The following is an 18,891-nucleotide window of genomic DNA, read 5'->3' as shown; positions in this document are numbered from 1 at the left end:
CCTGCAATGCAACTGACCGCAAGCGGAATTGTAAGCTTTCGATAGGGGTGCTAACTGAAATGCTACGAAATTTTCACAACGGAGAGTTGGAGATGCGGCGCAAACTTGCAGCGGGCAATTGGAAAATGAACGGTACGGCTACCTCTCTCGCGGAATTAGAGAAACTCTCTAGTTTGTACCCAAATCCAGATATCGACATCCTGATTTGCCCACCCGCGACGCTTTTGCATCGGGCAGCTCAGGCTGTTCAGGCCAACAGCGTCATCGTGGGTGGACAGGATTGCCACGCACTAGTTGCCGGTGCACACACCGGTGATCTGAGCGCCGAGATGCTAAAAGATGCAGGCGCCGAATACGTGATCCTGGGCCACTCTGAGAGGCGGCAGGATCATGGCGAATCCGATGAACTCGTAAGAGCTAAGGCCATCGCAGCGAAGGATGCCGGACTAATTGCCATCGTCTGTGTGGGGGAAAGCATAGAGCAGCGCGAGGCTGCGGAAACACTGGATGTTATAGGTGAACAGATTTCGGGTTCTATTCCGGACCAACCAATCGGAGAGAACCTAGTCGTGGCATATGAACCTATCTGGGCAATTGGAACAGGCAAAATTCCCACTCTGGATCAGATTTGCGAAGTTCACGACTTTATGCGGACAAAACTTGCAGACCGCTTTGGCGCGGACTCAGCAAGCTCGATCCGGTTACTGTACGGTGGGTCGGTAAAGCCGCAAAATGCTTCCGAAATTTTTTCCGTTTCAAACGTCGATGGCGCGTTGGTAGGCGGCGCCAGCCTTAAGGCAGAAGACTTCTCAGGCATTATTCAAGCGTTGGAAAACGCCTGACATTACTTGATTATGTTCAAAAAAGAGAGGTCGGGCCCGCAAAGGGTCCGCCCCCTTTCATTGTAGATATTCTAATTCGTGACGATTTCCGGCCCCATAAACGTGTTTGGTAAATAGGTCGATATCCAAGGGACATAAGTGACCAATATTAAGAACACGAACAACACTGCCAAGAAGGGCAGCGCGGCCCTCACCACGCCCATCATTGGCATCCCCGCGACACCCGAAGTCACAAACAGGTTCAATCCCACCGGGGGCGTTATCATTCCGATTTCCATGTTTACGACCATTATGATGCCCAAGTGAATCGGATCGATTCCCAGTTCGATCGCGATTGGAAATACCAATGGCGCAACGATCACCAAAAGGCCGGATGGTTCCATGAACTGACCACCGATCAACAGAATTACATTGACCACAATCAGAAAAGTTACCGGACCCAAACCCGCGGAAAGCATTGCGCTGGCAATATGTTGCGGCACCTGTTCGTCTGTCAGTACATGTTTCAGGATTAAGGCGTTGGCGATCACAAACAGCAGCGTAACAGTCAGTTTTCCGGCCTCAAACAACGTGTGCTTTGTATCTGGGTGAAAAAACGCCGTAATCAGTGCCTGAGGTTTCTTCAGCAGAGAAACATTTGATGCCTCGCCTTCAGTGCTTAACGGGCCCATATCTTTGTAGACAAAGCTCGCAATCAGGAAGGCGTAAACCGCAGCCACGGCCGCTGCCTCCGTCGGGGTGAAAATACCGCCATAGATTCCGCCCAGAATGATGACAATAAGAAACAGACCCCAACCGGCCTCTCTGGCCGAAACGACTATTTCGCCCCACCCTTTCCAATCGCCTTTTGGCAGGTTCTTCACCTTTGCCATGACATAGATGGTGACCATAAGCATTAAACCTGCAAGCAGGCCCGGAATAACTCCGGCAAGGAACATTCGCCCAACTGAAACTTCGACAGCTGCAGCATAGACAACCATCACAATTGATGGCGGGATCAGGATACCCAATGTCCCAGCATTACAGATCACACCGGCGGCAAACTCCTTGGAATAACCGACTTGGCGCATTCCCGCGATGACGATGGAACCGATTGCAACGACCGTGGCCGGAGAGGATCCGGACAAAGCCGCAAACAACATACAGGCGAAGACACCGGCAATCGCCAAACCTCCTGGCAAGTGACCGACGCAGGCAATTGAAAAGCGAATGATCCTTCGCGCGACACCACCGGTCGTCATGAAGGACGAGGCCAATATGAAGAAAGGAATCGCAAGCAGAGTAAAGTGACCCTCGAACGCCTCAAAGAGCGTGCCGGCGACAGAGGCCAGCGAGCTGTCGGAGTAGATCAACAGAAAGAGGGTTGAGCTTAGGCCCAAAGCTACGGCGATCGGAACCCCGATCAACAGCAGGCCGATGACCATCGAAAATAGAAGTATTACGTCCATTAGTCGTGCTCTCCCTGCTGAGCCCGAACTTCTTCGATCTCGTCTTCAACTTCGTGGCTGGCAACAAGGCGATCAGTCTCACCGCGCCAGATCTGCACGGCGACCTGTGAAAATCGGATCACAAGCAGCAGCATGGAAACAGGCAGAACAAGATACGGCACCACCTTGGGAAGTTTTTCATAGCCTTCGCCGTAGTTGATGAGGTCTTCCAGAAAGCGCAACGGTGCAACCATTGGAATGTCATCTACTTCATAAAAACTTTGGCTACGCGCGCCGGTATCGAACCCAGTTGGAAACCAGCGACCAGATGTTGGTGGCAAGTCCGCGAAGACGGCCCAATAGTCGTAGGACCCTTTCAACAGCAGCAACGAGAAAACAAGGCAGCACGCAACGGCTATCAAGGCTAGAATGCGACGAGGTGCAGGCGCAAGCATATTAAGGATCGCGTCCACTCCCAGGTGGGCGTGTTTTTTAACGGCGTATGATGCACCCAAAAGAACTAACCAGCCAAAAGTGAAGACCGTTAGTTCAAGAGCCCAAAGAATATTGGAGTTGAACACAAACCGCGCGATCACGTTGGCGAAAGTCACAACTGTCATAAGACCCAACAGCAACGCAATCATGGTTTCTTCGATTTGGTCAACCAACCCGCCTTGGCCGGTTTTTGAACCAGACATTTATCTGTCCCCGCATTTTTTTGTAACGAGAGTAAAGTGCGGCGGGCCAAATGTCGCCCGCCCGGCCAGCGCGTCGATCACTCCCCAGTCGTCAGACGCGCGACCCGATCAGGGATCAGAACCCTGCGTTGATCGCCTGAGCGGCGTCGATTTTGTCCTGACCTACGTCATCTGCGAACTTGTCCCACACAGGCTTCATCGCATCGACCCAAGCCTGACGCTGTTCTGGGTTGAGATCGCGAATAATGCCACCGGCGTCTGTTATCGAGGCTTTTGCAGCTTCGTTTACGGCGAAAGCTTCTTTGTTACGTTGCTCGGTGACCTCGGATAAAATGGTTAGGAACTGCTCTCTTACTTCGGGGTCAAGGCTGTCCAGCCAGTCAACGGACGTCACAACAAGGTAGTCAATAATGCCGTGATTGGTTTCTGTGATACCGTCCTGAACCTCGAAGAATTTTTTGCCATAAATGTTCGACCAAGTGTTCTCTTGTCCGTCCACAACGCCTTGCTGCAGCGCACCATAAACCTCTGAGAACGCCATTTTTTGCGGGCTGCCGCCAATTGCCTCCATCTGGGCAACCAGAACGTCTGACGACTGAACTCTGAACTTCAGGCCGTCGGCATCTGACGGATCCATAAGAGGCTTGTTAGCCGACATCTGCTTCATGCCATTGTGCCAGAATGCCAGTCCTTGCAGTCCGCGGCGCTGCATACTGTCTTTCATAGCCTGGCCGTCAGCAGACGCCTGGAAAGCATCCACAGCGTCAATGTTCTTGAACATGAACGGCAGGTCAAACAGCCGGAACTGCTTGGTGAATTTTTCGAACTTCGATAGCGACGGAGCCGCTAGCTGCACATCACCCTGCAACATCGCCTCAAGCACTTTGTCGTCGTTGTAAAGCGTGGAGTTCGGGTAAACTTCCATGCACATCACGCCCTGCATCTCGTCATTTACGCGCTGCTCAAGAAGTGATGCCGCAATCCCCTTGGGGTGCTTATCCGTGTTTGTCACATGCGCAAATTTGACGACGATTTCGCCTTCTTCGCATGCGGCAAAACCTGCCGTGGCCGTGACGGACAGGGCCAGAGCCGTGGCAGCTGTTGTCAAAAACTTCATTTGTCTTTCCTCCCAGACTTCAATTCACTGCTGAACGCTGTGCCAGCGATCGCTGCGCGAAGTGAAGCGAATCGCCGCTTGGACCTCAACGATTTGTTTCCAAGCTCTCCGCCAAACAGTTTTTGCCACAAAAACATTGTTTTATGACCCTCAGCTAAAAGTTTGAGCGATGATCCAGAATTCATTGTGCGAATTCCCGCACACCGGTCTCCTTGGTTGTGCGAAAATCCGCACACATCGAATCAACAGGTCGAGGCGCACTTATGTTTCGAAGACGCGGCAACAGATGTTATCTTCGATAATCCTCGGGCCGTATTTGGTGACGAGCGAGTTTGTCGTAAAATGTTTTACGCGGCAGCTTTAGCGCTTTTGCCGCCTCCGAAGCCTTACCGTTGTGTCGCCCCAAAGCCGCGATCAACAGCGAACGCTCTACGCTGGCCATCTGTTCATTCAAACCCTGATCCGCAGCTTTTGCGGCCTCTTCTGGCATACCAAGCACAAAACGCATCGCCGCCGACATTAAAGATCTGGCATTACCCGGCCAATCCTGCGCCATCAGTGCCGCAAGGTGTTCCGAGGATACGTCGGGTGCCGTCAATCCCGCTTGCTCTGCGGCCTGGTCGACGTATTGCCGGAAAAGAACGGGAATATCCTCGGGCCGTTCAGCCAACGATGGGATCCTTACACGCATTACGTCCAATCGATAGAAAAGATCTGCGTTGAACTGCCCCTCTGCAGACAATTTCTCCAGATCAGCTGTCGATCCGGCGATGATCCGTGCAAGGGAACCCTTTTCCATAATGTCCAGTGCCGCGTATTGAGTCGCGGTGGGCATTGCCGAAATTTCATCCAGAAACAACGAGCCACCGGCTGCGTCCTCACAGCTTTGTATCAACTCTTGGCTCGACAAGCCCGACGCAGGGCGTTTTACAAAAGCCCCCTGTCCGTTGGCGGATATCAAGTGCACGACTTCCGCGACTTTGGAAATACCACTACCGGTCGGACCCTTAATTAAAACCTCAGCCCTGGTTGCGGCTACTGTCCTAACCCTGGCCCGCAGCGCCTCCGCTTGATCCGACAACCCAAATAACATGCGCGCCGCAGGGTCACCCTTCTCTAGTTCCCGTTTTTGTTTTCGCTTATCGAGTATTTCGTCACGGGCGGCGAACGCTCTTTTCAGCACCGACACTAAATCGTCGGCGGCACAAGGTTTTTCCAGAAAGTCGAAGGCGCCCTTCCCCATAGCTTGAACCGCCATTGGTATGTCGCCTTCTCCGGTAAGCAAAATAACCGGTAACTCTGGATCGATGTCTCGGGCGTATGTAAGCAGATGAAAACCATCGCGACCCGGCATACGAATGTCAGATACAATTACTCCTGCGAAATCCCTTCGAATATGATCCTTGGCAGCGACAAACGAACCTGTGGAAACCGGTTCATAGTCCGCAAGTTCTAGTGTCTGTGCCAGAGCTTCGCGAACAGCAGGATCATCGTCGACCAAAAGAACTTTGCGCATTATGCCGCCTTTTCCTTGGTATAGGGGTCAAGCTCGACAGTAAATTCAGCTCCTTCTGGTGTGTTCCTGCCCCGTATGTCGCCCCCGAAACTCTGAACAAGCCCATACGATATTGACAAGCCTAACCCCATACCTTCCGAGCTGCCGACTGATTTAGTGGTGTAGAAAGGTTCGAACATACGATCCGGGTCCTCGATGCCTGGCCCGGTGTCTCGAACCGAGACCCTTGGCCGTCTATCAGTGTGTAGTGTTATTTTGACTCTTGCGTTTTGGGATCCCTCCATAGCATCCGCGGCATTGGTGATAAGGTTAACAAAAACCTGAACTAAACGAACTTCGCCGCCCCAAACCCATACCGGTGTAGTTGGAGGTTCCCAGTCATAATCGACTCCATCAGTGCGCAAACGAGTTTCGGTCAGTTCCACAGCTGTGTTGAGGACCTGAACGAGATCAACCCTACCCATGGGTTCGCTTTCGTTTCGGGCGAATGCCCTCAAGTTCTTGATGATCCGCGCCATACGAGCCGCCATTTCGGAAATCCGCCCCAAGTTTTCCCCAGCGCGCGACTCGTTTCCACGATCAAGAAACGCAGAGCCATTGTCAGCAAATTGCCGAATTGCCATCAGTGGTTGGTTCAGTTCGTGACTGATCCCTGCTGACATTTTCCCTAACGCACTCAGCTTACCAGCTTGCACAAGCTCAGCCTGTGCTTGTCGAAGGGCCGCTTCCGCCTCTTGTCTTTCTGAAACCTCGTGGCGCAGAGCAGTATTTGCGGCAGTGAGGGCGCGTGTTCGCTGCGCAACGCGGCTTTCCAATACCGCATTAGCTTCGGACAGCGCACGTCGACGCTCGGTCGCAAGAAACAAAAATGCACCAAATGCCAAACAAATCGCAGCAACGGCAGCGGCCTGTAAAATAGCTAAGCGCCGTGCGGGTGCGACGTCCACCAACACCTCCGCCGTCATGTCGATCACTGGAAGATCAAGCGTAAGATGCAGTGCGCGGTTAGGCAGATAACGGCCCCAGTTCAGTTTCCAAACCTCGTGAACCCCAACGTGAATTGAGGCGAAATCAACGGACCCACCGTTGGGAGGGACCAGTCCGGGTTGCCCTTCGGACCTTTGCCAAAACAAAAGATCAGACCGATTGGAGATAAAGACGATCCCATCGGAATCGACGAAGAATACCGCCTCGGTGCTACCACGCCAGGTTTGTTCCACATCCTGAACGTCTGCGACGACCATCAAGACGCCTTCAATTTCCCCAAAAGGACCGAAAGAAGGCGCAGCATATGAATATGTACGATCATCGCTGTTCGGCATGACTCCATGCGCAGTGCCCAAGGCGCCTTGCATTGCCCGTTTAAATGCCGGGTGTTTCGCTAAACTTGGTTGTGGCGTCGGTTGTGCTGCCGCCAGAACCTGCCCTTTGCGATCCAAATACATAATGTTGACTGCAGCAGTTTTGTCCGCCACGTCCAACAACAATAACCGCGCTGCCCGTTTCTGCGATGCGTCTTCGAGCGTACGCAGGCCCGGGTGGTCTGCCATCAACACGGCCAATTCTTGGTACACCTGCATCTGTGTGCTCAACCTGTCGGCCGCAAGTTCGAGGTCCGCCTCTGCCTTTTCACTTAGTTGCGAGAGAGCTTGACGATAGGCATAGGTCCAAACGCCCACAGACAATAGCCCGACCGCTGAGAGAAACCCTAGTATGATCCATAACCGATGCATGCTTTAGGGTCTTGCATTCGACGGGCGCCATGGCAAGTGTGCGGTTCATGAAGACGTTGACACAATCTCCTACTGACCCGTCCTTCGTACAGAACCCCTATTCCTTTTATGCTGAAGCTCGACAATATGGCGACCTGTTTTTTTGGCACGATTACGGGATGGTTGCGGCTGTATCTAATCGGGCTGTCCTGTCCCTGTTGCGTGATCGTCGCTTTGGCCGCGAGGTTCCGCCTGAAATGGCTTCGCCGGGACCCTCGCATCTAGCCCCTTGGTTGTCGGTCGAGATCAACTCAATGCTTGAGCTTGAACCGCCTCGTCACACAAGGTTGCGGGCATTGGTTTTGCGCGCGTTCACTTCCCGGGCTATCTCAGCGATGTCAACGGGCATTGAAGAGCTATGCAATAGTCTGATCGACGAATTTCCCAAAGAACCGTTCGATCTTTTGCCAGCATACTGCAATCAAGTTCCCGTCATCACTATTTGTCGCTTGCTCGGGGTGCCTGAGGATATAGCCCCACAACTTCTGGCTTGGTCGCACGATATGGTCGCTATGTATCAGGCAGGCAGGACAAGGCAAACCGAAGACGCGGCTGCCCAATCTTCAAGCGAATTCAGTGCGTTCTTAAACGAATACATCGAACACCGCCGTAACGATCCGAAAGACGACCTCATCACACGTTTGATTCAAGCGGAAGAAGATGGTGAAAAGCTAAACAGAGATGAGTTAATTGCAACCTGCATACTTTTGCTGAACGCGGGACATGAAGCAACCGTGCACACCCTTGGAAATGGCTTAAATGCTGTACTGACTGATGGAGCCTTTTCTCAGGACTTATTTTCCAGCCCCTTAGACCAATTGGTCGAGGAAGTCTTAAGGTACGACCCACCTTTGCACATGTTCACGCGATACGCTTATGAAGATGTCGAAGTTTTTGGAAATACCTTCTGTAGAGGTGAGCAAATCGCCTTACTGCTAGCGGCAGCAAACCGAGACCCCGAGGTTTGGCCGCAGCCAGACTTATTCGATCCCAGCCGCAAAGCAATTGCTAATGTTAGTTTTGGCGGAGGGCTGCATTTCTGCGTCGGAGCTCCTCTTGCGCGACTTGAGATGCGCATTGCGTTGCGCGTTTTGTTCGATAGATGTCCAAATTTGCACCTCATTGAAAAGGCGCGGTACGCTGACACCTATCACTTTCACGGCCTGTCAAACTTAATGGTCCAAGCTTGAATTTCGCGTGTTAGTCCAGGGAAATCGCATTCAACGGCAACATGGTTGTGGACTTAATTTCTTCCATCGATAGTAAGGCCGTGACGTTGTGAACCCGAACCTCGGAAATCAGGTTTTGATAAAACGCATCGTATGCGCGGGCATTTTTGACCCGAACCTTCAGAATGTAGTCGATGTCGCCTGCTAGCCGATGCGCTTCTTGAACTTCGGGGCGATTTCGCAATGCGTTGAGAAATTTACGCTGCCATTCAGCCTCATGCTCCGAAGTTCGGATCAGGACAAAGAATGTCGCCTCGAAACCTAACGCCTCGGCATCCAGCAACACAGTTTGCTGACCTATAACACCAGCACCCTTCAGCTTTCGTATGCGATTCCAAACTGGTGTCTTCGAACTACCAACACGAGCTGCGATCTCATCCAGAGATTGGCTAGCGTCTCTTTGCAGCTCGAACAGAATTTTCTGGTCTGTGGCGTCTATTCGCACCGACATTCTTGTTTTCCTCTCGTTTCGAAACTCTTGTTCCTCCGGCAGTAAAATTTGGAACAAATGTTCTTTTTTTTCACACATTATGGCGTCGTGGAGGAAATATTTCCTATATTGTGAGGTAAGTCAAACCACGCCCGGATCGCCAAATGCAGCATCATCAAGACATAGTTCAACCCGGTAACGTCGATTTTGTCGGCGCTGGCCCCGGCGATGCAGAACTGCTTACCGTTAAGGCGATAAGGTCATTTGAATCGGCGGACGTTGTTCTGCATGACCGCTTAATAAGTTCTGAAGTGCTCGAGCTGGCCGGCAAAAAAGCGCCCCTAGTGGATGTAGGTAAAGCCGGTTTTGGCCCGTCATGGAAACAAAGTGACATAAACGCATTGCTGGTCGAATACGCAACCAAGTATCAGCGTGTCGTTCGTTTGAAGTCTGGCGACCCGACCGTTTTTGGCCGCCTTGATGAAGAAATAGATGCCGTTGAGGCCGCAGGTATTTCATGGCGCATTGTGCCCGGTGTTACTGCAGCGTCGGCAGCAGTAGCGACAATTGGTCAAAGCCTCACTCGGCGAGAACGTAACTCATCCGTTCGATTTCTAACGGGCCACGATGTGAACGGGTTTGCTGATCACGATTGGGCTGCTTTGGCGCGCCCTGGCTCTGTGGCCGCAATCTATATGGGCAAAAAATCCGCCAGATTCATCCAGGGCCGTCTGATTATGCATGGGGCAGATCGCGATACACCCGTTACCATTGTCGAAAACGCGTCGCGTTCTGATCAGTGCGTGGTGCACACGACACTGGATCGTTTGTCAGCCGATCTGACCGCCGCTGAGATGAACGGACCTGCGCTGACATTTTACGGTTTGTCGCCGCGAGACGCATTCGCCGCACAGAAAGATTTCAACAAGGAGCTTGCCTGATGGCCCGCGCTTTTACACCCAAAGTTGTCACCGCCAACGATCTGTTGGAAGGAGATGTGGTTTACCTGACAGAAGATGACCGTTGGTCTCGCGATTTTTCTGATGCGGAACTGATCACCGACGAAGCACACGCGCAAGTTCGATTGCTAGATGCCGAACGCCAGTACAGCAAGATTGTCGGCGCCTATCTCGCTGATGCTGTGGCGGGTGACTCAGGTCCTGAACCTACCCATTTTCGGGAAGATTTCCGACGGACTGGCCCGTCCAATTATGCCCATGGCAAACAGGAAACTTCCCCGCAGCCCCGGGCCTGACCTCCGGCCCTCTCTCCCCGTAAAGGCCCCCAAGGTTCGGGGCTGCAATTAAGGACAACTAATCATGTATCGTTACTCTGAGTTTGACGCAGCATTTTTGTCAGAGCGCAACGCGCAGTTCCGCGCTCAAGTTGAACGTCGAATTGACGGCTCTTTGACCGAAGATGAATTCAAACCACTTCGTTTGATGAATGGCCTTTATCTGCAGTTGCACGCCTACATGCTGCGAGTAGCTATTCCCTATGGTACGCTGTCCAGCGCGCAGATGCGCCAGTTGGCCCTGCTAGCCGAGAAGTGGGATAAAGGGTACGGTCACTTCACCACCCGTCAAAACATCCAGTACAACTGGCCCAAACTGAATGACGTGCCGGATATGCTGGATGCGCTGGCCGAGGTTGGCATGCACGCCATCCAGACCTCGGGCAACACCATTCGCAACGTTACTGCCGACCATTTTGCGGGTGCCGCGGCAGATGAAATTGCGGACCCCCGCCCCTACGCTGAACTTCTGCGTCAATGGTCCACCGACCATCCGGAATTCCAGTTCATGCCGCGAAAGTTCAAGATCGCTATTACCGGATCGGAAAACGATCGCGCAGTGATAAAGGCGCACGATATCGGCCTGCAACTGGTTGAACGTGACGGCGTTCTTGGTGCCCGTGTTATCGTGGGTGGCGGTCTTGGCCGTACTCCGATGATCGGCAAGGAGCTGTCCGAGTTCGTCGCATTTGACGATTTGCTGGCCTATTTGGAAGCCACGGTGTCCGTGTGGAACCAGATCGGCCGCCGCGACAACAAGTACAAAGCGCGCATTAAGATCACTGTGCACGAACATGGCATCGACGCCATCCGCGCCAAGGTGAATGAGCGCTTCCTACAGGTTCGCCCGCAGTTCAAGGGCGCCGATATGGCTCTGCTGGATGAGATCAAAGGCCACTTTGCACCTCCGGCCTTCCGCAAAGGTTCGGTTGCGTCGTTCGAAGGCGCCTATACCAACGATCCGGTCTTCCGTTCGTGGGTCGATACCAACATCGCACCGCACAAGAACGCGGACCACGCGATCGTCACGATCTCGATCAAGAAGCACGGTCAGACACCGGGTGATGCGACTGCCGAGCAGATGCGCGTGATGGCGGATCTGGCCCAAGAGTTCGCCTATGACGAACTGCGCATCAGCCATGAGCAGAACGTGATTCTGCCGCATGTCCACAAGTTGGACCTGCCGGTGATCCATGCCAAGCTGCAAGAGTATGAGCTGGCCACAGCCAATATCGGCCTGATCAGCGACATCATTGCCTGCCCCGGCATGGATTACTGCGCGCTGGCGACCGCCCGTTCAATCCCGGTTGCACAAGAGATTGCGACCCGCTTCGACGAGCTGAAGCTTGAGCATGATATCGGCCACCTGAAGATCAAGATTTCGGGCTGCATTAACGCGTGTGGCCACCACCACGTAGGCCATATTGGTATTCTTGGCTTGGATCGTGCTGGCGTCGAAAACTATCAAATTACATTGGGTGGCGACGCAACCGAAGCCGCCGCGGTTGGTGATCGCACCGGGCCTGGTTTTGCTTACGACGAAATCGTGCCTGCCGTGGAACGTATCGTAGAAACCTATTTGGAGCAGCGAGACGGCACCGAAGAGACTTTCCTGGAAACTTACCGTCGCGTTGGAATGGCGCCGTTCAAGGCTGCTCTCTATCCAGAGGCTCGAGCAAATGCCGCTTGACCTGATACAAACGGAACTTGGCCGGGATCGTCGCGCGCTGACACAGCAAGTCGGTGCGCTGAATAATCGGTTCCGGCACCACAGTGCTCATGACGTGATGCATGGCGCGCTGGCAGAAATCGAAGATCTTGCCCTGGTTTCCAGCTTTGGAGCGGAATCAGTCGTCTTGCTGCACATGGTGGCAGTAGTCGATAAGGCTACACCAGTGTTGTTCATTGATACGCAGATGCTGTTTACTCAGACCTTGGAGTATCAGCATGAAGTCAGTGATAGACTGGGGCTGAGCAACGTCCGTATTATCCGAGCGAATGATGAAGATGTACAGCGTGACGACCCATATGGCGCCCTTCACGTTCATGATACAGACGCCTGTTGCAATCTGCGGAAAACCTTTCCCTTGCAACAGGCACTTTCTGGCTACAGCGGCTGGATTTCAGGGCGAAAGCGCTTTCAGTCGGGCAATCGGGCCACTCTGGAGTTCTTCGAAGTCGAAGACGGAACAGGTCGGATCAAGGTCAACCCGTTGGCACATTGGGCACCAGAAGACGTACGTGCCTATATGGACGAAAATCGCTTACCACGACATCCACTGGTGGCAAAAGGATACCCTTCGATCGGTTGCGCCCCCTGCACATCGCCGGTCAAAGAGGGCGAAGAACCGCGCGCCGGACGTTGGCGCAATCAGAACAAAGAAGAATGCGGCATCCATTTCATTGATGGAAAAATGGTCCGTACCGGAGAAAAAACATGAACGTAATTGTTACCGACGGGGGGTTTTCCCCTGATGACTGGACAGACGGTTTCGTCACACTTGATGATGCGGCTAATGATGTTGTCGCGCTGGATGTGAATTCAGACGCAGATCCTGACGAGTTAATGGAACGCTTGGGCAGCTCCCGAATGGTTCGCGTGGACTTCCCGTCCTTTGCTGACGGTCGCGGCTTTACCATCGCGCGGACATTGCGCCTGAAAGGCTATAGAGGCCGATTGAGGGCCAAGGGCCATGTGTTGGCTGATCAATATGCAATGGCCCGAAGAAGTGGATTTGATGAGATTGAGATTGATCACGCGTTGGCTGCCCGCCAACCCGAAGACCAATGGCTGAGCAGAGCCGATTGGCAGGAGCACAACTATCAGGCGCGTCTTCGCGGCTGATCGACCGACGCTTCAACGTAAGACGCCGAAAGGGACAATCTGCCCCTTTTCCTGACTTGGATCAAAGATTAAACGGAGATGTCGGTTTAGCAGATCGGCAGCGAAACGATGACAGAGATGAAATCCGTGACCGAAGCAACCGCCGTTAAGGCTCCCGTCTTGCCAGACGCCCAAACTGTGACCGACGTCAAACATTGGACGGATCGTTTGTTCTCGTTCAAAGTCACGCGCCCGGCCTCTTTACGGTTCCGTTCAGGTGAATTTGTTATGATTGGACTGTTAGGTGATAACGGTAAACCGCTGTTGCGTGCCTACTCTATCGCCTCCCCTTCTTGGGACGAAGAATTGGAGTTTTACTCGATCAAGGTTCAGGATGGCCCGCTTACGTCCAAGCTGCAGCATATCAAACCTGGCGATCAGATCATTCTAAGACCCAAACCAGTTGGCACCCTGGTGCACGACGCGCTCTTGCCGGGCAAGCGTATTTGGTTTTTTGCCACAGGAACTGGGTTCGCTCCTTTTGCTTCCTTGCTGCGCGAACCACAGACTTATGAAGATTATGACGAGATCATCATCACTCACACTTGTCGCGACGTGGCCGAGTTGAACTATGGCCAGGAATTGATCGACAACATTCGGCAGGACGAGTTACTGGCCGAACTCATCGGTGAAGACTTCGCCGACAAGATTCGGTATTATCCGACAACAACAAGAGAAGAGAGTCCAAAGATGGGACGTATCACCACCTTGTTGCAGGACGGAACTGTATTCGCTGATTTGGGTGTCGAAGGTGGAATAAGGCCCGAGACAGATCGTGCTATGGTTTGCGGAAGTCTCGCCTTTAACCACGACATTAAAGCTATTCTGGAAGGTTTCGGCTTGCGCGAAGGCGCTAATTCCGAACCCAAAGAATTCGTGGTCGAAAAGGCCTTTGTGGGCTGACACAATTCAAAGGCAGGGCTAAAACTTACCCTGCCTGCTAAAAACCCCAGACAAAACTTAGATTTTTCGGTGTAATACCCCGTTATGCCGCTTGAAACGATGCCCGGAGACGTCTAAATTCCGGGCTCGAATTTCTGAAATCATCAAAGGAATGAACCCATAGCTCGCAGACCTCACAACGCGCCACCGCAGAGAGAAACCGGACCGCGCGTAAATGACAGAATCCGTGCCCCCGAAATTCGCCTGATAGGCGCTGATGGCGAAAATGTCGGGGTGGTTCATCCCGCGAAAGCCATGCAACTTGCCGCCGAAGCTGGCCTCGATCTGGTCGAGATATCGCCCAACGCGAACCCACCGGTCTGCAAGATCATGGATTTTGGCAAGTTTAAATACGAACAGCAAAAACGCGAAAGCGAAGCCCGAAAGAAACAAAAAGTCATAGAGGTGAAGGAAATCAAATTCCGTCCGAACACCGACACGCATGACTATGACGTCAAAATGAAAAACGTCGTAAAGTTCCTTGAAAAGGGCGACAAGGTCAAAATAACTCTACGCTTTCGTGGCCGTGAGATGGCGCACCAAAATCTCGGGCGCGAGTTGCTCGAACGCGTCGCTGAAGACATTCAGGAAATCGGCAAGATAGAAAACATGCCGAAGATGGAAGGCCGTCAAATGATCATGATGATTGGGCCGCTACCACAAAAGTAAGATTGCGTATTTCTTATTCTAAGGGCTCCTTCAAAAGTGGGTGGAGCCCTTTTCATAATACGTTATTTAGAGCGCGTTTCAGCTTTACCACCAACTCGTCGACCTCAGAGTCTTGGATTATAAACGGCGGCGCCAACAATATGTGATCTCCTGTTCGGCCGTCGCGGGTACCTGACATCGGGTAGCAAATCAGCCCTTCGGCCAAGGCTGCTTTTTTGACCTTACCTGCGATTCCGTTGTTGGGATCAAATGGGGTCTTACTGTTTCTTTCGGAAACTAATTCGATTCCTCGGAAAAGTCCCCTTCCCCGAATGTCGCCGACATTCGGGTGTTGGCCAAACGTCGCTTCTAATGCCGATTGCAGGTTTTCACCTTTGACGCCCGCCCGTTCCGGCAGGTTTCTTTCGGTCAATTCTGTCACAACCGCCAAAGCTGCAGCAGTGGCAACTGGATGTCCGACATAAGTATGGCCGTGCTGAAAAAAACCCGATCCGTCGCGAATAGCGTCATATATTTTTCCGGTACACATCATGGCGCCGATTGGTTGATATCCGGCGCCCAGTCCCTTTGCGATACACAGAATGTCTGGCACCACGCCGTCATGGTTGCACGCAAACAGATGCCCGGTCCGTCCCATGCCGCACATGACCTCATCCAAAATCAATAACACTCCGTATTGATCACAAATCTCTCTGATCCGTTTGAAGTATCCATCAACGGCAGGAACTGCTCCCAATGTCGCGCCCACTACAGGTTCGGCCATAAATGCCATGACCGACTCTGGTCCAAGACGTAGAATTTCTGTCTCCAGTTCATTGGCCACTCGTTGCCCATATTCAAAACTGCTCTCAGCGTCGGGTTTTTCGGCATATTCGTAGCAGGGTGCTATGTGGCTCATTTCTATCAACATCGGAGAGAACTGTGCCCGGCGCCACTCATTCCCACCTGCCGACAATGCGCCTAATGTATTGCCGTGATAACTCTGACGACGTGCGATGACGTGACTTCGAGTGGGCTGTCCAATCTCAAGGAAGTACTGCCGAGCCAGCTTGATCGCTGCCTCCGTTGCCTCTGATCCACCGGACACAAAATAGACTCTATCCAGTTCTCCCGGAGCGTATTTTATGAGCAGGTCAGCAAGAGCCTCAGCTGGTTCCGAAGTCATAAATCCGGTGTGAGCAAAGGCAATCTGTTCCACTTGTTGTTGAACAGCTTGGATGACTGCCTTGTTCGAATGCCCCAAGCACGAAACCGCAGCGTCGCCGCAATCCAAATATCGCCGCCCTTGACTGTCGATCAGATAACAACCCTCCCCGCTTATTGCGGTCGGCAATTCAGATTTTGTGTGACGTGGGAAAACATGACTCATCTTGATCTACCTTTTATCTGCGCCACTAATGCTGCGACTGATGCGGCATTGTCGACCCATTGTTGACCAGTTTCCATGGTCAAGCTGTTTTCGAACCCAACCCGAACATCAGCTCCGCGCAATGCGGCGTTAACCAAACAAGTATGCTCCTGCGATCCAAAGGCACACACCATCCACGGAGAAGTGTCGATGGGAAATTGATCGATATCCTCAGGCGCTGAATTTCGGTCTAATGAATAGCGTCCCAACACCAAAAGTCTTTCCACTTGCGACGGTTTAACCACACACTCAGTTTGCCACTTGATCAATAAATCTGCATCTGCCGCATCGTACAGGATATGCTGTACGCGGGTTCCTTGATCCTCGCAAAGGCTGTATATACGTGCCGCAAGTTCAGGGTTTTTTGCAACCTCTCTGACTGAAATCGAAGCCCATTTGGGCTTAACTTCTGACAGGCAGAGATATTGCGCCTCAACGTCATACATACCACCTGCTTCAGTCGTGATTTGAACATCCATCGCAGGTACATTTTGTTGCAGTTCCGAAATCGTTTCGAGGTACCTGCCAGCGTCCAAAGAATGCCGGCCATAGTCGTCCCTAACGTGTAAATGTAAGCCACGCGCACCAGCATCATAACACGCCTTCGCCGTTGAAACGATCTGGTCCATTGAAATCGGTATCGCCGGATGATCCGTAAGCCGGCGTCTTGCTCCGTTTGGAGCAACCAGAATGTAAGGCCCAGTTGCATCTAATTGCGACACGATGTTCTTCCTGATTAATCTACCCATAGCCCTCTTTTTAGGCGCTATAGTTGCGGTCTACGTTCAGTCCAAACGTTTCGCACTTGTAATTTCCAAAACATATGTTTTTTTCTTGATATGGAACTCCATGTAACACAACTGACAAATCGATTGCGTCGCGACATCGACGATTTGCCAACGCAACTAAAGGCAGCTGCAAAATATATTATTGATCACCCGGGTGATTTTGGGATCGACCCAATTCGGGTCACATCTCAAAAGATCGGAGTAAGCCCAAACGTACTAGTCCGCTTGGCCGATAAAATGGGATTTGACGGTTTCAACGCGTTCCGCCAACCATTTCGGTCTGCATTGGTTACGGATGCCGAAGAAAAACTAGGTCAGGATTGGCTGGACCAATCAGATAAATCCGGGAATTACGGAACTGCGCAGGCGGAATTCGCCAGGAACGAATTGAATGTTGTGTCACGCTCCCTAAGGTTGCTGGAACCTGAAACGATAGGCGCGGCGACACAATTGATTATGCAGTCTAATCGTTGTTATGTCACAGCAACTCGCGCCAGTTATGCCCTGGCATATTATTTTCATTATGCAGGGCGAATGGCGCATCCTGGGCTTAAATTAGCGCCTCGGCATGTTGGCTCGGCAATCGATGATTTGCTTGGTGCTGATGAACGGGATTGTCTGTTTGCTATAACTGTTCAACCCTATTCTTCCGATACGATCCAAGCGATGCGATTTGCAAAAAAAACAAGGACTCAAACTGATAATGATGTCCGATAGCGATGTAATCGCGCCAGGTATCTCGGCAGACGTGGTTTTACCAGTAAGCACACGATCATTGCACCATTTCTCCAGCTTTTCGGGGGCGATGGCTGTTTTGGAGTGTTTGTTGGGGCATCTCGTTTCTGCGGGCGGTGACGCCGCGCGTGACCGGGTCGAACTTCACTTAAAAGCCCGCGAAGATACGGGGGCATATTGGCAACCATCACGACTGCCCCGCGTAAAGAAAATAAAAAGCCCCGGTTATTAGCCGAGGCTTTTTTGTTTTTTCGTCTCTAGTTACATACACGCTTCGACGGCGCGCTTTGTCATAACACTGACAAGATGTGCACGATATGCTTTGCTTCCATGCAAGTCGGCAATCATATTCATTGCATTGATCCTGAGATCCATCAGGGCGTCTGGGCGGAATTCTTTGCTCAACGCCTGTTCTGCTTCGGACCAGCGGAACACCCCATCTTCGCTTGCACCAGTTACCGCGACTCGAACGCCGTCGGCGAACCGTGCCAGAAACACCCCGACTAACGCGAAACGGGAGGCTGGTTGCAAGAACTTCTGATAGCTTGCCGCCTGAGGCACTGGAAAGCGGACCGACGTGATGATCTCGCCTTCTTCCAGGGCGGTGCTAAACATACCCTCAAAGAAGTCATCTGCAGAAATTTGGCGATTATTGGTAACGATCGTTGCTCCTGAGCCGAGCGCACCCGCTGGATAGCAGGCTGCAGGATCGTTGTTAGCAATCGAGCCACCAATGGTACCACGGTTTCGAACGGCAGGATCGCCGATCTGACCGGCCAGGGCCGCCAACGCGGGATAGCTGCCAGCCGCATCAGCGGCCACGGCAGCGTGCGTCGTAGCGCCACCAATAGAAACTGACCCATCATCCTCGACGCAAACACCCCGCATCTCTTGGATGCCTGTCAAAGATACCAAAGACGATGGTGCGGCCAATCGCTGCTTTAGCGTAGGGATCAAGGTTTGCCCGCCCCCCAATGCCTGAGCTTCTTCTCCTCCCATCGCTGCAACTGCATCGGCGATGGTTGAGGGTTTTTCGAACTCGAAATTGTACATTTCGTTTTCCTTTCAAAAAGGCGCGGAACCGCCCTTCTTCTGGCAATTAAAATCCTTGGGGTGCGAAGGATTGCCCCTCGCACCCAC

At 52.4% G+C, this 18,891-nt stretch carries 20 protein-coding genes; 11 read left to right on the top strand and 9 right to left on the bottom strand.

Annotated features, from left to right (window positions below; genetic code table 11):
• Positions 1-92 precede the first annotated feature (92 nt).
• Entirely contained in the window at positions 93-842 is a 750-nt protein-coding gene (gene tpiA, locus AC2FNE_RS03575; protein ID WP_170606762.1) for a triose-phosphate isomerase, read from the top strand.
• Positions 843-913: 71 nt separating this feature from the next.
• On the opposite strand, the gene AC2FNE_RS03570 is transcribed toward tpiA, so the two are convergent.
• From AC2FNE_RS03570 to AC2FNE_RS03550, 5 genes are all read right to left on the bottom strand, one after another.
• Complete coding sequence (locus AC2FNE_RS03570) at positions 914-2,290, bottom strand: TRAP transporter large permease (protein ID WP_170606761.1); 1,377 nt, start codon at positions 2,288-2,290, stop codon at positions 914-916.
• Complete coding sequence (locus tag AC2FNE_RS03565; protein ID WP_170606759.1) at positions 2,290-2,967, bottom strand: TRAP transporter small permease; 678 nt, start codon at positions 2,965-2,967, stop codon at positions 2,290-2,292. The genes AC2FNE_RS03570 and AC2FNE_RS03565 overlap by 1 nt, the downstream gene beginning before the upstream one ends.
• Before the next feature lie 115 nt (positions 2,968-3,082).
• Entirely contained in the window at positions 3,083-4,084 is a 1,002-nt protein-coding gene (locus AC2FNE_RS03560; RefSeq protein ID WP_170480296.1) for a DctP family TRAP transporter solute-binding subunit, read from the bottom strand.
• A gap of 289 nt (positions 4,085-4,373) precedes the next feature.
• Complete coding sequence (locus AC2FNE_RS03555) at positions 4,374-5,603, bottom strand: sigma-54-dependent transcriptional regulator (RefSeq protein ID WP_496804834.1); 1,230 nt, start codon at positions 5,601-5,603, stop codon at positions 4,374-4,376.
• A complete protein-coding gene (locus AC2FNE_RS03550) occupies positions 5,600-7,333 on the bottom strand; it encodes a sensor histidine kinase (protein ID WP_170480294.1) in 1,734 nt (577 codons plus the stop codon). The genes AC2FNE_RS03555 and AC2FNE_RS03550 overlap by 4 nt, the downstream gene beginning before the upstream one ends.
• A 47-nt stretch (positions 7,334-7,380) precedes the next feature.
• Here AC2FNE_RS03550 and AC2FNE_RS03545 point away from each other — a divergent pair, with 47 nt between their 5' ends.
• Positions 7,381-8,562, top strand: coding sequence for a cytochrome P450 (locus AC2FNE_RS03545; protein WP_496804801.1), 1,182 nt, complete (start codon positions 7,381-7,383; stop codon positions 8,560-8,562).
• A 10-nt stretch (positions 8,563-8,572) separates the two neighbouring features.
• Here the strand turns inward: AC2FNE_RS03545 and AC2FNE_RS03540 are convergent, their stop codons facing one another.
• Complete coding sequence (locus AC2FNE_RS03540; protein ID WP_170480289.1) at positions 8,573-9,052, bottom strand: Lrp/AsnC family transcriptional regulator; 480 nt, start codon at positions 9,050-9,052, stop codon at positions 8,573-8,575.
• 143 nt (positions 9,053-9,195) lie between these two features.
• On the opposite strand from AC2FNE_RS03540, the gene cobA reads away from it, so the two are divergent.
• From cobA to infC, 7 genes are all read left to right on the top strand, one after another.
• Positions 9,196-9,972, top strand: a complete 777-nt coding sequence (cobA, locus tag AC2FNE_RS03535) for a uroporphyrinogen-III C-methyltransferase (protein WP_496804800.1) — start codon at positions 9,196-9,198, stop codon at positions 9,970-9,972.
• The gene (locus tag AC2FNE_RS03530) at positions 9,972-10,286 is read left to right on the top strand and encodes a DUF2849 domain-containing protein (RefSeq protein ID WP_170480285.1); all 315 of its coding nucleotides are present in this window, start codon (positions 9,972-9,974) and stop codon (positions 10,284-10,286) included. Before cobA ends, AC2FNE_RS03530 begins: the two co-directional genes overlap by 1 nt.
• Before the next feature lie 64 nt (positions 10,287-10,350).
• Positions 10,351-12,015, top strand: coding sequence for a nitrite/sulfite reductase (locus tag AC2FNE_RS03525; RefSeq protein WP_170606753.1), 1,665 nt, complete (start codon positions 10,351-10,353; stop codon positions 12,013-12,015).
• The gene (locus AC2FNE_RS03520) at positions 12,005-12,766 is read left to right on the top strand and encodes a phosphoadenylyl-sulfate reductase (protein ID WP_496804799.1); all 762 of its coding nucleotides are present in this window, start codon (positions 12,005-12,007) and stop codon (positions 12,764-12,766) included. The genes AC2FNE_RS03525 and AC2FNE_RS03520 overlap by 11 nt, the downstream gene beginning before the upstream one ends.
• Positions 12,763-13,170: a DUF934 domain-containing protein gene (locus AC2FNE_RS03515; protein ID WP_170606749.1), complete on the top strand. Its 408-nt coding sequence runs from the start codon at positions 12,763-12,765 to the stop codon at positions 13,168-13,170. The genes AC2FNE_RS03520 and AC2FNE_RS03515 overlap by 4 nt, the downstream gene beginning before the upstream one ends.
• Before the next feature lie 108 nt (positions 13,171-13,278).
• Entirely contained in the window at positions 13,279-14,112 is an 834-nt protein-coding gene (locus tag AC2FNE_RS03510; RefSeq protein ID WP_170480278.1) for a ferredoxin--NADP reductase, read from the top strand.
• Positions 14,113-14,271: 159 nt separating this feature from the next.
• Positions 14,272-14,820: a translation initiation factor IF-3 gene (gene infC / locus AC2FNE_RS03505; RefSeq protein ID WP_170480668.1), complete on the top strand. Its 549-nt coding sequence runs from the start codon at positions 14,272-14,274 to the stop codon at positions 14,818-14,820.
• 52 nt (positions 14,821-14,872) lie between these two features.
• Here infC and AC2FNE_RS03500 read toward each other — a convergent pair whose 3' ends face one another.
• Both AC2FNE_RS03500 and AC2FNE_RS03495 read right to left on the bottom strand, forming a co-directional pair.
• The gene (locus AC2FNE_RS03500; protein ID WP_170606747.1) at positions 14,873-16,189 is read right to left on the bottom strand and encodes an aspartate aminotransferase family protein; all 1,317 of its coding nucleotides are present in this window, start codon (positions 16,187-16,189) and stop codon (positions 14,873-14,875) included.
• Positions 16,186-16,950, bottom strand: a complete 765-nt coding sequence (locus AC2FNE_RS03495; RefSeq protein WP_367648163.1) for a beta-keto acid cleavage family enzyme — start codon at positions 16,948-16,950, stop codon at positions 16,186-16,188. Before AC2FNE_RS03495 ends, AC2FNE_RS03500 begins: the two co-directional genes overlap by 4 nt.
• A 150-nt stretch (positions 16,951-17,100) precedes the next feature.
• Between AC2FNE_RS03495 and AC2FNE_RS03490 the strand changes: the two genes are divergently transcribed.
• Together AC2FNE_RS03490 and AC2FNE_RS03485 are read left to right on the top strand one after the other, a co-directional pair.
• Positions 17,101-17,733, top strand: a complete 633-nt coding sequence (locus tag AC2FNE_RS03490) for a MurR/RpiR family transcriptional regulator (protein ID WP_496804798.1) — start codon at positions 17,101-17,103, stop codon at positions 17,731-17,733.
• Positions 17,720-17,983 carry a hypothetical protein gene (locus AC2FNE_RS03485; protein ID WP_496804797.1) on the top strand — a complete coding sequence of 88 codons (264 nt, stop codon included), beginning with the start codon at positions 17,720-17,722 and terminating at the stop codon, positions 17,981-17,983. The genes AC2FNE_RS03490 and AC2FNE_RS03485 overlap by 14 nt, the downstream gene beginning before the upstream one ends.
• Before the next feature lie 29 nt (positions 17,984-18,012).
• On the opposite strand, the gene AC2FNE_RS03480 is transcribed toward AC2FNE_RS03485, so the two are convergent.
• Positions 18,013-18,804: an FAD binding domain-containing protein gene (locus AC2FNE_RS03480; protein WP_496804796.1), complete on the bottom strand. Its 792-nt coding sequence runs from the start codon at positions 18,802-18,804 to the stop codon at positions 18,013-18,015.
• Between the last annotated feature and the right edge of the window lie 87 nt (positions 18,805-18,891).

Source organism: Ruegeria sp. YKSD179 (genome assembly GCF_059612885.1).
This window is presented reverse-complemented; position numbering and strand designations above follow the sequence as displayed.

Bases quoted from the DNA above. Each gene is read 5' to 3' on its own strand.
- AC2FNE_RS03485 (WP_496804797.1), top strand. From the start codon at position 17,720: ATGATGTCCGATAGCGATGTAATCGCGCCAGGTATCTCGGCAGACGTG.
- AC2FNE_RS03570 (WP_170606761.1), bottom strand. From the start codon at position 2,290: ATGGACGTAATACTTCTATTTTCGATGGTCATCGGCCTGCTGTTGATC.
- AC2FNE_RS03550 (WP_170480294.1), bottom strand. From the start codon at position 7,333: ATGCATCGGTTATGGATCATACTAGGGTTTCTCTCAGCGGTCGGGCTA.
- AC2FNE_RS03565 (WP_170606759.1), bottom strand. From the start codon at position 2,967: ATGTCTGGTTCAAAAACCGGCCAAGGCGGGTTGGTTGACCAAATCGAA.
- cobA (WP_496804800.1), top strand. From the start codon at position 9,196: ATGCAGCATCATCAAGACATAGTTCAACCCGGTAACGTCGATTTTGTC.
- AC2FNE_RS03500 (WP_170606747.1), bottom strand. From the start codon at position 16,189: ATGAGTCATGTTTTCCCACGTCACACAAAATCTGAATTGCCGACCGCA.
- tpiA (WP_170606762.1), top strand. From the start codon at position 93: ATGCGGCGCAAACTTGCAGCGGGCAATTGGAAAATGAACGGTACGGCT.
- AC2FNE_RS03515 (WP_170606749.1), top strand. From the start codon at position 12,763: ATGAACGTAATTGTTACCGACGGGGGGTTTTCCCCTGATGACTGGACA.
- AC2FNE_RS03510 (WP_170480278.1), top strand. From the start codon at position 13,279: ATGACAGAGATGAAATCCGTGACCGAAGCAACCGCCGTTAAGGCTCCC.
- AC2FNE_RS03530 (WP_170480285.1), top strand. From the start codon at position 9,972: ATGGCCCGCGCTTTTACACCCAAAGTTGTCACCGCCAACGATCTGTTG.
- AC2FNE_RS03560 (WP_170480296.1), bottom strand. From the start codon at position 4,084: ATGAAGTTTTTGACAACAGCTGCCACGGCTCTGGCCCTGTCCGTCACG.
- AC2FNE_RS03480 (WP_496804796.1), bottom strand. From the start codon at position 18,804: ATGTACAATTTCGAGTTCGAAAAACCCTCAACCATCGCCGATGCAGTT.
- AC2FNE_RS03525 (WP_170606753.1), top strand. From the start codon at position 10,351: ATGTATCGTTACTCTGAGTTTGACGCAGCATTTTTGTCAGAGCGCAAC.
- AC2FNE_RS03520 (WP_496804799.1), top strand. From the start codon at position 12,005: ATGCCGCTTGACCTGATACAAACGGAACTTGGCCGGGATCGTCGCGCG.
- AC2FNE_RS03545 (WP_496804801.1), top strand. From the start codon at position 7,381: ATGAAGACGTTGACACAATCTCCTACTGACCCGTCCTTCGTACAGAAC.
- AC2FNE_RS03540 (WP_170480289.1), bottom strand. From the start codon at position 9,052: ATGTCGGTGCGAATAGACGCCACAGACCAGAAAATTCTGTTCGAGCTG.